This window comes from Burkholderia sp. BDU5 (genome assembly GCF_001522845.1).
In the GTDB taxonomy this organism is placed as follows: Bacteria; Pseudomonadota; Gammaproteobacteria; order Burkholderiales; family Burkholderiaceae; genus Burkholderia; species Burkholderia mayonis.
In genome coordinates this window covers 1-13,722 of record NZ_LOWC01000007.1, presented here as the reverse complement: position 1 = coordinate 13,722, position 13,722 = coordinate 1, and the positions used below count along the sequence as shown (strand labels likewise).

The window sequence follows — 13,722 nt, the reverse complement described above, 5'->3', positions numbered from 1 at the left end:
CGCGCGATGTCCGATCAACCCGCGGCGGCGGCCTTCGCGGTCGCTTCGTTCGCGCTCGGCTCGGCGGGCGCGGTCGTCAGCGGCTGCAGCGCCGGCGCGAGCGATTTCAGCAACTGCACCGCCATCGCGCTCGTGAAATCGTAACGCGCCGCGTACGGCTCGTGGACGTAGGCGGTCAGCACGCCGAAGAATCGATCGTCGAGCGAGAACGCGAACGTCGCGCTCCGATTGACCTTACGCGATTCGATCAAGCGCGCGCCGCGCGCGTACACGTTGAAGCGCTGGTCGCCCGTGCCGGTCTTGCCGTACACGGGCAGCGTCAGGCCGTCGGGGAACGTCAATCCCTGGGCGAGACGGCGGCCCGTGCCTTTCTGCACGACGTCGCCGAGCAGCGCATGCACCTGGTTCGCGATCTCCGGTGACAGCAGCGGTTGCGGCTGCGCGGCCGCGCGAACGAAACGTGTCTCGTACGGCGTGCCGTGCGCAAACTCGAGCGACGCGATCCGCTCGTTCGGCACCTTCGCGCCGTTGTTCGCGATCAGGCCGACGAGCTTCGCGAGCGCGGCCGGCTGATCGCCCGACGCGCCGATCGCCGCCGCGTACGACGGCGTCAGATGATCGAACGGATAGCCGAGCGCACGCCACGATTCGCCGATCGCGTCGTACGCGCGCAGCTCGACCATGCGCTTGATGCGGCGATCCTGCGTCGCGTGATAACGCGTCTTGAAGAGCCACGCGTACGACGTGATCCGCGCGTCGCGGCTCGCCTTCTGCACGTCGTCGAGCGACGCGCCCGGATGCCGGCGCAGATACGCTAGGGTCCACAGCGCGAGCGGATGCACGCCGGCGATGTAGCCGCGATCGTTGAGGTTGAATCGGTCGATCGCATATTTCGCATAGAGCTTTTCGAGCGTGTCGTCCGACAGTTTCGCCGCGGCCGGCGTACCGTGCAGCGCGGTGCGCATCTTTGCGTCGAACCACGCGCGCGGTTGCTCGGGCGCGACGCTGCGCAGCACCGTCGCGACGCGCGGCGGCGACTTGCGCACGTTGTCGAGCATCGCGGCGAGCGCGTCGTCGCCGGGCTTGCCCGCGTACTTCGTGTAGAAGCGCTTCACGTACACGCGGCTCTCTGCGTCGACGAAGCGCAGCAGATAGCGCTGGCGCTGCGCGGGATCGTCGAGCCACGACGCCGATGGCCCGCTCGTGCGGAGCATCTCGTAATGGACGATGTCGCGCATCAGCCGCACGAACACGAGGTTCACCGAGTTCTGGAACGCGACGTGCACGGTCAGGATCCTGCCGTTGTCGGATTTCTCGAAATTCGTGAAGCTCTGTGCGCCGCCGCCCGTGTAGAACGTCTCGCCCGGATTTGCCGAATACTTGCGCTCGACGGCCGCCGCGAGCATCGCCGGCAGCGAACGGTCCGGCGTGTGCGCGAGATAATCGAGCGACCAGCGCGTGAGCGCATCGGTCGGATCGGGCTTCACCTTCGCGAGCTCGGCCGCGCTCATGTCCGCGTAGCGCGTGTGCAGCTCGGAGATGATCTGCAGATACGTGACGATCGTGCGCAGCTTGGCGGTCGAGCCGAGGTTCAGGCGCGCGCCCTGGTTGATGTCGAACGGCTGGTCGACGCTGTCGGTCTGTACGCGCAGCAGGTTCGCGCCGTTGCGGCGCTCGTAGAGCGTGAAGCTGTACAGGATCTTCGACGGATCGTCGCCCGGGCGCAGCATCTCGAAGCCGTAGAGACCGGCCTCGCGCGCGCCGTCGCGCGTCGCCGCGCGCGCGAGGCCCGCGGCGACCGCCTGCTGCACCTTGTCGTTCAGCGTGTCGGTCGCGCGCAGGTCGAGGCGGTCGAGCTGGTAGACGTTGTCGATGCCGAGCGCGCCGAGCAGGTGCGAGCGCGCGGACGTCACCGCCTTGCGCGTGACGAACGACTGCGCTTCGGTTGCGGCGGGCGCCGCGCTGCGCTCGATGTGCGCGGCAAGCGCGGCGTCGCGCAGCGCGGGCGTGATCACGCCGCCTGTCGCGAGCAGGCGCAGGTAGCTGTCGGTGAGCCGCTGCAGCGTCGGGTAGCCGCGATTCAGGAAGTACGACGGCGCGCGCTGCGCGATCATCAGCGACAGCACTTGCCGGAACGCCATCCCTTGTGCGTCGACGTTGTCGGGCGTCGTCGGCGCGGCGAGCAGCCGGTTCGCTTCATCGAAGTCGCGGCCGTACCACGCGGTGAGGCCGTCGCCGATGCCCGTGATTTCGCCGACGCGCGCGCGCGCGGCGAGCGGCACCGAGTTCAGGTAATGGACGACGATCGCTTGACGCGCGGCCATCGTCTGCGGCCCGTTCAGATACGCGCGCACCGATGCCGACGCGATCTGCCGGAGCTTCTCCGACGGCGTCGCGGTGCGGCCGTCGGGCGAGTGGCGGAATTTCTCGAGTTGCGTCGCGAGCGTGCTGCCGCCGGGCGTCGCCTGATGGCGGTTCACGAAGCGCAGCCCCTGGTCGGCGAGCGCGCGGCTGAAACGCCCCCAGTCGAGCGCCGGATTGCGGTTTGGCTGGTTCGGATCGAGCAAATAACGATCCTCGATGAAGAGGAGCGATTGCACGATGAGCGGCGGGATCGTCTCGAAGTCGCGGTAGACGCGGTGCGGATAGGCGACGCCGAAGAGCGGCGAGCCCGTCGAGTCGACGATCGACAGGCCGGCCTGGTCTTTTTCGTCGTACGGCAGGAAGAGGCCGTCGTCGGCGAGCGACAGCATCCGGTCGGACGCGCGCGCCTGCGACGCGACGACGAAGCCGTGCGACAGCAGCCGCTGCTGGAACGACGGCAGCAGCGCATAGCCGAGACGCAGGTCGTATGGGCCGTTTTCGGGGAAGCGGATGCGGTCGCTCGCGCCTTCGTCGACGCTGTAGCCGACGTCGCGCGTCAGTTCAGACAAGAAGCGCGCTTGCAGCCGGGAGGTCTCGATCTCGATCTGGACGAGGCGCGCGACGATCGCGAGCGCGACCGCGACGATCGCGATCAGCGACCACTTGAGCGCTTTCCAGAACGACAGGGTTCCGGTCGGGCGAAGGGGAATCCGAATCAGCGGCCGATTCATGGCGGCGTCTCCCGGCGGGCGCCGGCACTTGCCGAGCCCATTTTGCTTAGTTTAGTACTGAATTGTGGAAATCACGCTACGGATTGACTCGGAAAAACCACAATCCGTGGAAACGTGTCCGCGTTCGCGCGGCATATGGCGCGACATGTGCGGCGATGCTCGGAAATGGTGCGGTGCGGACTGGTCGTACGGATCGAGGTTCGCGACTTGAACCTTCGCTGACCCTTCGTCGACGATTCAGGCGATCGCGTAACGCAGCGTCCATCGGATCCTCGCACTGAACGCACGCGGCGAACGGCGGCATCCGGCGGTGCGCCTTCACAAAATCGTGTAGCTTCGCTCGCCGTGCGGATCGGCGAGCGAAGCTACACGAGCTGCGCGATCCCGCCGCGCGGCGCGCATCGATACAGTTCTCGCCCGTGTCCCGTGAATGCACGACGAGCTGGATGAAGCCGCCGCGCGGCGCGTGCGGCGCAACGAAGCTGTCCATCACGTCAATGAACACCTTCAGGCTGCTCATGACGAACGCCGCTTCGTTCAACGTCAGCGCGACCTTGATGCCGCGCACGAACGTCGGCATCGGCTTCACGGCCATCCAGCGCACGGCGGCCTTGTGATCGAGCTTCACGATGCCGTCGATCGGCGGAACCGCGCTCGACGCGCGCGCCGCGTACTGAACGAGCAGCGATGTCAGCGCGCCGAGCCCCGACGGCTGCTGCGGCAGCGCGTGCGGCGTCATCGCCGCGATCAAACGCCAGAGCGCGCCGTGGTCGCGCGGGAGCCGGCGGGGCTGCGCCGGCCGGCGCAGGATCGTGATTTGGCCCGGCAGATTGTCCTTCTCGTTGAGCAAGTCGCCTTCGGGATCGCCGATCGGCAGCGTCTGCGGATCGCCGCCGTTCGTGCCGTTCAGCTCGACGTTCAACTGAGCGCCGCGAGGCTTGACGGGCGCGCCGTCCGCGTCGATGAGCCTGAGCGACGTGGGTGAGGTCGATTGCGCGCCGTCTGCGCACGGATCGCGCTCGGCGATCCGGTAGACCTGCTCGTCGCGACCACGCCGCCCATGCAGCAGCGAGCGATACGGCGTCACGTCGAGGTTCTCCCCTTGCTCGCCTTCGCGCGCGATGCGCACCGCGTCGATCGATCGCACTTCGATGCCGTTCGACTTCAGTGCCCGCGACGTGACGCGATGTGCGGTCGCAGCGTCTCGCAGCGAGATCGGCATCGCATCCTGGCTGAACAGATTGACGATCGGCGGGCAGAAGAGACGCAGGTTCGAAGCGGAAAGCGTGTCGAGCACGTGCGCATGCGACGAATCCATTGCGAGGTCGACGACGGGCAGATGCAGCGAGATGCGCCTGCCCGTGCCGGTGGCGCGCGCGATACGCGCGACGTCGATGTCGACGAAATCGAATTTGGCCGGGAATGCGAAATATTCCATCAATAGCCGGAACGGCGATGCGCTGTGCGCGGAATCGAGCAGCGCGCTTTCGTCGGCGAATCCCACCGGCGCGAGCGGCGCCTTCGACAGCGGTTTCCAGCGCCCGTCGCCGTCGGGCTCGACGAACGCGGTCGGCACGCGCATCGCGAACGCGTCAAGGCGCGCGGCGACGAGCGGCGCATCGCCGTGCAGGTGCACGCGCAGGCTGCGCGCGCGGCGCAGCGAGCACAGGCTGGGCGGTCAGCGAATCGAACGTGATCGACACAATGCCGGTCGACGACGGCGGCATCCGCGCGGCGGACGGCGCGGCCGACGCCGGGCGATAGCGTGCGTCGACGATCGTCACGGGCGCGAGTGCGACGTCTACGCGGCGCGGAACCGGTTCGCGCCGACCCCGCTTTCGAGCGTGGCGCCGCGCCGGATCGTCACGCCTTCTGTCAACTGGCTGAACGTCGACGCCGCGCCGAATTGCGCGATCGCTCACGCGGGAAACGGACGCAGATAATCGGGGCATGTGATTTCGAGTAGTGCATTCGGTGAATGCCGGGTAGTCGTCGTCGAGCGACTCGCCGATCTGCGCGCCGAGCAGCGCGAACGACTGGAGCATGCGCTCGACGTGCATATCGTCGCTGTGGCCATCGGCGATGCCGAAGCGCGTCGCGATCTTCGGATGGCGCATCGCGAATTCGCGCACCGCGTTGCGCAGCAGCGCGATTTCGCGTTCGTAGTGGGGGAGGAGGTCGTTCATTGGAAAGAGCCGATCCGGGTTCGAGCCGATTCGCGTGATCGCATGCGGGGCGCTGTCACGCGCGCTGCGCGGGCGCGCCGGGGCCGACGGCGTGCCGCTTGCGGCGGATGGCGGCCGGGTTCCCGGAATTCAGGCGAGGATGATTTCGCGTCATTCATTAAGTGCCGGATGATGGCGTTGCCGTCGGGGTCATCGGCCGCGCGGCGCGTTCGAATGCGACGCAAGCGCGTCGTGGCGAATCTCGAAGCAGCGAACGAGAAGTCGCTACCGTCATTTTCCGGATAGGCATCGAGCGGCCACATTATTGCCGCTTTTTCGTTCGAATCGACGTCCGCGGAATTATCGAATGCTAACGGACGATCGCTGCTTGCAGCCGCATCATTAAACCAGGATTGACTGGGGTAACGATGAACATTCGAGGTGATCATGCGACTGCATGATACGAAAGGTATTTTTAATGTTTGAAGCGGTCGGTATGACAATCGCTGAGACGACGTTGTCCGGCCCGCGTCCATGCCCGGCGATTTTCGGTGCAACGGCGGATTATCGTAACCATTCGTTGTCTCGTTCGATATGGCACGCTCGATCCGTTCATCGAATTGAAACATCTGACGGTGGCGGCTGATTGTCGTTTGGTTTGCGTCGGCATGTGCAAACGGCTGCAGCGCGATTCGCCATATTGGCGAGTGCCGGAAGCGCAAGAAGGATCAACCGTATCGGCGCGTGCGCGAGCGCAAAAGCCACCGCTTCTTCGGCGCGCGGTGCCTTGACGGAACGCGCGCTGCTGCCGGATATTCGAGGCAGGTCGCGCGGATGACATGACACGCGATCAAGCTGTCGGCGAAGATGTGACGATCGATGTCGACGCGCGGCGCCAGGCCGCCTTCGGCGCGTGAAGAAAGCACCGAAGACGGCGCCGATTCACCGCTCAACCCGCAAGCGCGGCCGCCCTTCGCCCGGAATCGGGCAGGCGGCGCGCCGGCGCAACTCACGGATTCGCGCAACCATGGCCTCGACCCGGAACCGCATGCGGCGCCACCTGAAGATCCTGTCAGGCCTGATCCTGCTCTGCTTGCTGCTCGCGATCGCGGGCGCGGCGGCGTATCTGCGTTCGAGTCTCCCGCAGCTCGACGGCGAGGTCCGCGCACCGACGCTCGGCGCGCCGATGACAGTCGAGCGCGATGCGTTCGGCGTGCCGACGATTTCCGCGCGCGACCGGTTCGACGCCGCTTACGGGATCGGCTATCTGCATGCGCAGGACCGCTTCTTCCAGATGGACCTGCTGCGCAGGAGCGGCGCGGGAGAGCTGTCGGAGCTGTTCGGGCCGATCGCGCTCGACGTCGATCGCGATCATCGTCTGTTCCGATTCCGCGCGCTCGCTGCGGCCGTCGTCGCGCATTTGCCGCCCGACGACCTGCGCTTGCTGCAGCGCTACACGCAAGGCGTCAACGACGGTCTGGCGGCGCTGCGCGCGCGCCCGTTCGAATACGCGCTGCTGCGCATGCAGCCGCAGCCGTGGCGACTCGAAGATTCGATGCTCGTGATCTGGGCGATGTACTTCGATCTGCAAGGCCGGCTCGCGTCGCGCGAGTTCGCGCGGCACTGGCTGCAAGTGCACTCGACGCCCGAGCAGCTCGCGTTTCTGCTGCCGTCGTCGAGCCGATTCGATGCGCCGCTCGATGCGTCGGGCGTCGCTGCGCCGGTCGCGCGGGTCAGCGCGGCCGCGCCCGCGTGGCTGCGCGAAGCGGGACCCACCGCGCCGATCGACAGCGTGTCGCTCGACGAACGATCGTCGGTCGGCAGTAACAACTGGGTGCTCGCGGGCAGCCGCAGCGTGCGCGGCGCCGCGATCGTCGGCGACGACATGCATCTGTCGCTCGGCTTGCCGAACATCTGGTATCGCGCGGCGTTCACGTCGTCGGGCGGCGCAAGGCCGGCGACGCGCGTCGTCGGCGTGACGCTGCCCGGCTTGCCGGCCGTCGTCGTCGGCAGCAACGGGCGCATCGCATGGGGCTTCACGAACGGCTACGCGAACTGCCTCGATCTCGTGCCGCTCGAGCGCGACGCGCGCGATCCGCGCCGCTTCAGGCTCGGCGACGGATGGCAGACCGCGCGCGAGAGCATCGAGACGATTCGCGTCCGCGGCGGCGCACCCGTCGATCTGACCGTGCTCGAGACGACGGCCGGCCCCGTGCGCGACATCGGCGGCAAGTTCTATGCGGCGCACTGGATCGCGCAGTCGAGCGGCGCGGTGAATCTGGCATTCGCGCGGATGACCGGTGCGGCCAGCATCGAGGATGCGATCCGGATCGCCAACGCGGCGGGCCTTCCCGCGCAGAACATCGTGATCGGCGACAGCACGGGGCGCATCGGCTGGACGATCGCGGGCGCGTTGCCTGACCGCAGAAGCCGGCCGGACAGCGGCGCTTTGTCGTGGCAGGCGGCGCTGCCGCCCGACGCGTATCCGCGCATCGTCGATCCTGCCGGCGGTCAGTTGTGGACAGCGAACAACCGGCAATTGGCGAGCGATGCGTACCGGTTGATCGGCGACGGCGGCGCGGACCTCGGCGCGCGCGCGCGCCAGCTGCGCGACGGCCTGACGGCGCTCGGCCGCACCGACGAGCGGTCCGCGTACCGGCTCGATCTCGACGATCGCGCGCGCTTCATGTCACCGTGGCGCGACCGGGCGCTGCGCGTGCTCGACGATGCGGCGCTCGCCGGCCATCCGGCGCGCGCGGAATTCCGGCGGCTGCTCGTGAACGGCTGGACGGGACGGGCGAGCATCGATTCGGTCGGGTACACGCTCGCGCGCGGCTATTTGCATCGGCTCTACGACGTGATTTTCGGCAGTCTCGACGCGCGGCTGAAGCAGCAGCAGCCCGACGCCGACTACGCATTGGCGAATCCGCGCTGGCCGGTCGTGATCGCGCGGCTGCTCGACGAGCAGCCCGCCGCGTGGCTGCCGCCCGACGCGGCGAGCTGGCGCGACGTGCAACTGACGGCGATCGATCGGACGATTGCCGCACTGACCGGGACGGGCGCGCCGCTCGCCGACGCGACCTGGGGCGAGCGCAACACGCTGCGGATCGCGCATCCGTTCGCGCGCAGCGTGCCGCTCGTGGGACGCTGGCTGTCCGCGCCCGCCGACCAGGTGCCGGGCGACGCGAACATGCCGCGCGTCGCCGGACCGAAGTTCGGGCAGTCGGAGCGGATCGTCGTGTCGCCGGGGCACGAGGAGGACGGCCTCTTCAACATGCCGGGCGGGCAGAGCGGGCATCCGCTCAGCCCGTTCTTTCTGGCGGGCCATGAGGCGTGGGTGAAGGGCGAGCCGATGCCGTTCCTGCCGGGGCCGACCGAGCATACGCTGCGCTTTGCGCCTTAGTTCGGCGCACGAATGATCGACCTCGTTCGACCTCGATCGGCGACGATGCCGGTCGAGGCCGCCGCCGAATCGACCGCATCCGGATGCGGACCCTTGCCGTGCGAAATGCCCGACTATTCGGCGAAAGCGAATAGTCGCGAAGCGGCTTGAATCGGGGCTGCCGCGTGCTCTATTCTGCCCAGTTGACGATTCGAAGGGGGATAGCATGGACCGCATCCAGGCAATGGAAGTCTTTACCCGCGTGGTCGATGCGAACAGCTTCACGCGGGCCGCCGAGACGCTCGGGATGCCGCGTGCGTCGGTGACGACGATCATCCAGAATCTCGAGGCGCTGCTCGGCGTGCGCCTGATGCATCGGACGACGCGTCGGCTGTCGCTGACGCCGGAAGGCGCCGCGTACTACGAACACTGCATCAAGATCATCACCGAGATCGCGGAGACGGACGCGAGCTTTCAGGTCGGCAACCGCAAGCCGAGCGGCGCGCTGCGCGTGCACATGCCGAGCTCGCTCGGACGGCGGCTCGTGATTCCCGCGCTGCCGATCTTCCATCAGCGCTATCCGGACATCGTGCTCGATCTGGGATTGTCCGATCGTCCGGTGGATCCGGTCGAAGAGGGGATCGACTGCATGATTCGCATCGGGCCGCTCGAGGATTCGTCGATGGTCGCGCGCCGGATCGGGATGCTCAAGCGCGTCACCTGTGCGTCGCCCGACTACCTGAAGCGCTTCGGCGAGCCGCAGGAGATCGCGGAGCTGGCTGCGCACCACGCTGTGAATTTTCGCGCGAGCCATGGTTCGCGGCCGGTGCCGTGGGTGTTCGTGATCGACGGCAAGCCGGTCGAGGTCAAGCTGAACGGCGTCGTGACCGTCAATGATTCGGATGCCTACGTGACCTGCGGCGTCGAAGGCTTCGGCATGATCCAGCCGACGCTGTTCATGGTGCTGCCGCACCTGTTCGACGGATCGCTGCTGGAAGTGCTGCCGGGCTTCAATCCGAAGCCCAAGCCGATTTCGATCGTCTATCCGAACAACCGGCATTTGTCCGCGAAGGTTCGCGTGTTCGCCGACTGGATCGCGGAGTTGTTCGACTCGACACCTGCGCTCGAAGGCGGCGAAGACTGGCGCGGCGGCGTGGCGGCGCGCGAACGGAAGGCGAGCCGCGGGCAGGTCGCGGCGTAGCGGTTGCGTCGAGCGGGTTCGCATGCATCGAATGCGCGCCGACGCAACGGTCGCGTGCGCATGAAAGGCCGCGATCGTTTGAGGAGCCGGCCGACGACGCTGCTGAGCGTGTCCAGATGAATCGGCTTGGGGATGAATTCGCCGAAGATCGTCTGATCCCCTTTGAGAATGGCCGATTCGTACACGCTCACGCCGAGTATTGCCGTCTTCCTGCCGGTGTCGCCGGATCCACCTGAATGCCCAGGGCCGTCAGCATCGAGCCCGACGTTTCGCGCGCGTTCTCGTTGTCGTTGACAACTGCGAGGATGCGCCGCAGAAAGCGTCTGACCTGCCGTGCCTCATCGGCACGACGAGCGCGACGCCATGCACGGCGCACTCCTTTAGATGGCCGTCAACAAGCTGCTGGCGTGCTGCTGCATACGACATTCACGAGCGTCACGATGTTGCCGCTCGTGAACGGGGACGCGCCTTGCTGTTTCACCGTAGTGTCCGTATAGCCCCAGCTCGTCACGCCGACCACGGTGTTGTGTGCGGACGCGTTGCCGAAAGCCGTGCCGTTGAGCGCCGGCGGCATGCCAAGATTGACGAGCCACGGGCCGCCGCTCGATCCTCCAGTCATCAGCGATCCGATGATCGTGTTGTTCGAGTAGCTGGATGACACGAAACCTTGCGATTCGTTGCGCTCCATGTAGACGCCATTATCCAGCGCCACGGGGTAACCGAGTTGGTCGATCAAAGCGAGTCCTGACGGATTGTAGCTGTAGCCGTTCCATCCATAGCCATACCATCCGGTGCGATTGCCCGCGTACGATCCTCCTTGCGGAACCAGCACGATCACAGCCACGTCGTCTTGGCAGACGACGCCGGCAACGGCGCATGGATCGGTGCCGTCGTAGTAGGACGTCATGATGGTCGCGGATGCCCCGCTCCACACGCCATAGGGCGCAGTTCCGTTGCTATAGTCGGGAACGAATACCCAGTTCGAGTAGAACTGTCGTTGGCCGAAATTCGCCACGCAATGCGCTGCCGTGACGACAACACCCGGCTTGATGAGGGATGCGGAACACAGATAGGTTGCCGAGCCGATGTTGAAGAACAACTTACCGGCTGGACGGAACGGATAGTAATACTGGGTATTGTCTCCGTATGCGTTCACTTGGCTGGTGGTGTACGGCTGATTAGACGATCCGTACTCTTGCGGTTCGATTCCGCCCTGATTCAAGTTCACGGGGGCCACTAGTTGCACCGGCCGCTGCTTGCCGTCTCCAGCGCCGCCTCGCGCGTAACCAGGCGTGCCGAGAGCCGGCTTGGCGTTGTACATCAGCGAATCCAACATCGTGGGCGGCGCCAGGATCGGTTTCGGCAGCGGCATCGGCAGAGCGTTCTTGAAATCGATCCCAGTAACTTGTAGACCGCGCTCCGGCAACGTGATTTGCGTCACGCCTCCTTGCGTTTTGATTAGCTGGGCAAGCGCGCTGGTCGCGATCAGTGAACTGACCGCGGCAAAAGTGATTTTTTTGATCAAGTTGTTCATTTGAATCTCCTGTCGCATATTTTGAATGATTTCCCGAGATTCGAAATTTATGCAGAATTTTAAAGCGCCCCTCGGTTTGCATGAAAGTTATGCCGGGCGAATTAAATGCTCTGCGAGGTTGTCGTATGGGGTGGTGATCCCAATGAACTCTCTTTGTTGTTCTTGGTTGGTCGAATTGATGGAGTGGCGGGTTGTTTTTTAAATTGGCATTTAATATTTTGCGTCAGATCGGGGTGATATGGTGTTGATTGGAATTGGTTTTTTAAGTGGTGGCCGTATTGTGGTTGAGGCAATGTATTTTTAATGGTGTCGATATGATGCGTGCTTTGTCTTGTTGAAAGGAAGTGTAGATCTGCTTTTCATTTTATTTTCGATGGTGGATATTATATTTTTTCATGATGATTATTATTTTTTGTAATTAGAATTCGATTTCCGTGGCCGCCCAAATTTCCTGCGAGAAATGGTAGTGCCGGCACCCGGCGCTCACGGATGGCAGGCAGGCGGCCCGCCTGATCCTGTGTGGGATCGCGGTATGGAGCAAGATGTATGGTCGAGCGCGGCCGCGACGGCGCGGCATCGTGCAGTCAGGCGAATTCTTCGCGTGGGCGAGCCCCGGCGCGCTGTGCGACTGCGAGGTATACCCGCCGCGCGTGTTCCCGTTCCGTTTGCCGTTGCCGAGGCGTCATGCCACGGGGAAATCATTTGATGCGGCATGAGATGTCGTGCGGCTCGACGGGCGCTTTCAGGCCTTTCTGGCGGATCTGGGCGATGCGCGACAGCCGCTCGTCGAAACCGATCGCGAGGCCCGTGTCGTCGACGCCGATTCGCAGATAGCGGGTGGTGCGCAGCTCCCGAAACATCCTCTTGCGCTCCACGCGGCCAGCCTTGTCGCGCGAGCGTTTCCCGCCGCGCTTTACTTTCCGCGGCTTATACGCGGATTCGTCCGGATTCTGCTGCGCGGCGACGCAGATCGCGGCCGAGCTCGTTCGGCGATGGATGGCGGGCGGCAGGCGACAGTTTGGCGAGCAGCGCGCCGGCCCATTTTTCGAGCGTGTGAAGATCGTCCGTCATGGCGGCCACGCGTCGGCCGCTGTCGATATGCTCGACTGTCCGATCGCCGTTTTCGTCCGTTCCGACCACAATGCTTCCGGGAGCTTCACCTTAATCGCGAGGCCGGCCGCGTTGCTCGACAGAATATCTGCGATGAATGTCATGCCGTTGCGTTGCTCTTCCCGATTCGTGGCTCCGTTGAAATTTGAGTGGGGTGTGCGGCATGCAGGTTGATCGAAGCGAAGTCGAGCTTGCCGGCGATCGGGAACAGCACGGTACGCATGGTGGTAAGTTTGGCGTAACCGCGCGCGCGTCGCTTGGCGGCCTGAAACAGGCCGTTGAGCGCTTCCAGGAAACTGTTGGTCTGACGCGTTTGCGTGCAGGCGGCGATGCCGTCGAAATGCTTGCGGATCATGCGTACAGCGAGGGCCGAGCCGATCTCGGCGCCGGATAGCACGGCAGCGGCGCCGCTCATGGCGCCGGCCGCTGCGCCGACGGCGCTGCAGATTCGCCGCGCGATATGCCGTTGCTCGGTGCGGTACGGCTCGCACGAAGGACACGGTCAGACCGGATCGCGTTTGCCGGGCCGAAAGCGCGGCGATTTCCCTTCGTCGGGCTCAGGCGGCTGGCGCAGCCCCTACGGACGTTGCGACCACGTGCCGTCCCCGTCTTCGTATGGGAAGAACGGGGGAACGCTCGCGCATGGACTGCATGGGGCAAGGCGTCTACCCGCTCGTGTGCAAGTTCTTCCCGGCCGCGGTCGCGCTGAACTACTCGCCCGAGGTGAAACCCCGCCTCGTGCTCAAGGGCCAGTCCGTCATCCGCAACGGCCGCCTGCAATTCGACGCGGGCTGGGTCGATCTGGCCGCGTCGTTCATGGCGATCAAGCAGAGGATGACGAAACGATGTCGGCCCATGCAACTGACCCAGCTTTCGAGGAAACGCATCGCCAATGCGTCGAGCACGACAATGCGGTGATGACGTATGCATTGGCGGAGCAGGGCGTCCGAACGGTCATCATGTCTGCCGCGTGGCAAAACTATCTGAACGAAAGCGTCGGACCGAACGTCAAGCCGACGCTGCACGGGTTCATGCCTGGGCAGCTCGAACGGGAACGGTAATACGATAGAAAGGCTGCAAGCGGCGGGAAAGCGCGTTGTGATGCTCGACGACGTGCTGTGAACGCCGGTCCAAATCCGACACTAAACGACGGCGTTTTGGAATTGAGCGTTTGAAGTGGCCGTGCTTGGAAGATGATGTTTGCGGGGTAGCGACGCTGCGGATGCCTGACGCTT

Annotated in this window: 7 protein-coding genes and 5 pseudogenes; 3 read left to right on the top strand and 9 right to left on the bottom strand. The window is 65.1% G+C overall.

From position 1 onward, the window contains the following. Positions 1 to 14 precede the first annotated feature (14 nt). The 4 genes from WS69_RS01440 to WS69_RS33955 all read right to left on the bottom strand — a co-directional run bounded on the left by WS69_RS01440 (position 15) and on the right by WS69_RS33955 (position 5,889). Positions 15 to 3,095 (bottom strand): transglycosylase domain-containing protein, encoded by a 3,081-nt coding sequence (locus WS69_RS01440; RefSeq protein WP_059469062.1) that lies wholly within the window; start codon positions 3,093 to 3,095, stop codon positions 15 to 17. A gap of 76 nt (positions 3,096 to 3,171) precedes the next feature. Beyond that, complete coding sequence (gene tssF, locus WS69_RS01435) at positions 3,172 to 4,731, bottom strand: type VI secretion system baseplate subunit TssF (RefSeq protein ID WP_269434729.1); 1,560 nt, start codon at positions 4,729 to 4,731, stop codon at positions 3,172 to 3,174. Then, entirely contained in the window at positions 4,688 to 5,281 is a 594-nt protein-coding gene (locus WS69_RS35235; protein WP_250645203.1) for a type VI secretion system baseplate subunit TssF, read from the bottom strand. The genes tssF and WS69_RS35235 overlap by 44 nt, the downstream gene beginning before the upstream one ends. After that, on the bottom strand, positions 5,278 to 5,889 hold the full coding sequence (locus WS69_RS33955) for a hypothetical protein (RefSeq protein ID WP_197419190.1): 612 nt from the start codon (positions 5,887 to 5,889) through the stop codon (positions 5,278 to 5,280). The genes WS69_RS35235 and WS69_RS33955 overlap by 4 nt, the downstream gene beginning before the upstream one ends. A gap of 398 nt (positions 5,890 to 6,287) precedes the next feature. Here WS69_RS33955 and WS69_RS01425 point away from each other — a divergent pair, with 398 nt between their 5' ends. Together WS69_RS01425 and WS69_RS01420 are read left to right on the top strand one after the other, a co-directional pair. After that, entirely contained in the window at positions 6,288 to 8,663 is a 2,376-nt protein-coding gene (locus WS69_RS01425; RefSeq protein WP_059469060.1) for a penicillin acylase family protein, read from the top strand. 205 nt (positions 8,664 to 8,868) lie between these two features. After that, positions 8,869 to 9,843, top strand: coding sequence for a LysR family transcriptional regulator (locus WS69_RS01420; RefSeq protein WP_059469059.1), 975 nt, complete (start codon positions 8,869 to 8,871; stop codon positions 9,841 to 9,843). An 83-nt stretch (positions 9,844 to 9,926) separates the two neighbouring features. Here the strand turns inward: WS69_RS01420 and WS69_RS35425 are convergent. From WS69_RS35425 to WS69_RS01405, 4 pseudogenes are all read right to left on the bottom strand, one after another. Next, positions 9,927 to 10,141: pseudogene (locus WS69_RS35425) on the bottom strand (hybrid sensor histidine kinase/response regulator AtsR); the annotation flags it as partial. Between the two features lie 93 nt (positions 10,142 to 10,234). Beyond that, positions 10,235 to 11,389 (bottom strand): annotated as a pseudogene (locus WS69_RS01415) (trypsin-like serine peptidase); the annotation flags it as partial. A gap of 713 nt (positions 11,390 to 12,102) precedes the next feature. Further along, a pseudogene (locus WS69_RS01410) lies at positions 12,103 to 12,448 on the bottom strand (phage virion morphogenesis protein); the annotation flags it as partial. Positions 12,449 to 12,587: 139 nt separating this feature from the next. Then, a pseudogene (locus tag WS69_RS01405) lies at positions 12,588 to 12,845 on the bottom strand (transposase); the annotation flags it as partial. 293 nt (positions 12,846 to 13,138) lie between these two features. Between WS69_RS01405 and WS69_RS01400 the strand changes: the two are divergent. Beyond that, a pseudogene (locus WS69_RS01400) lies at positions 13,139 to 13,354 on the top strand (phage terminase large subunit family protein); the annotation flags it as partial. A 162-nt stretch (positions 13,355 to 13,516) separates the two neighbouring features. Here WS69_RS01400 and WS69_RS34420 read toward each other — a convergent pair. Then, a partial coding sequence (locus WS69_RS34420) for a hypothetical protein (RefSeq protein WP_231747051.1) occupies positions 13,517 to 13,722 on the bottom strand: 206 nt, incomplete at its 5' end.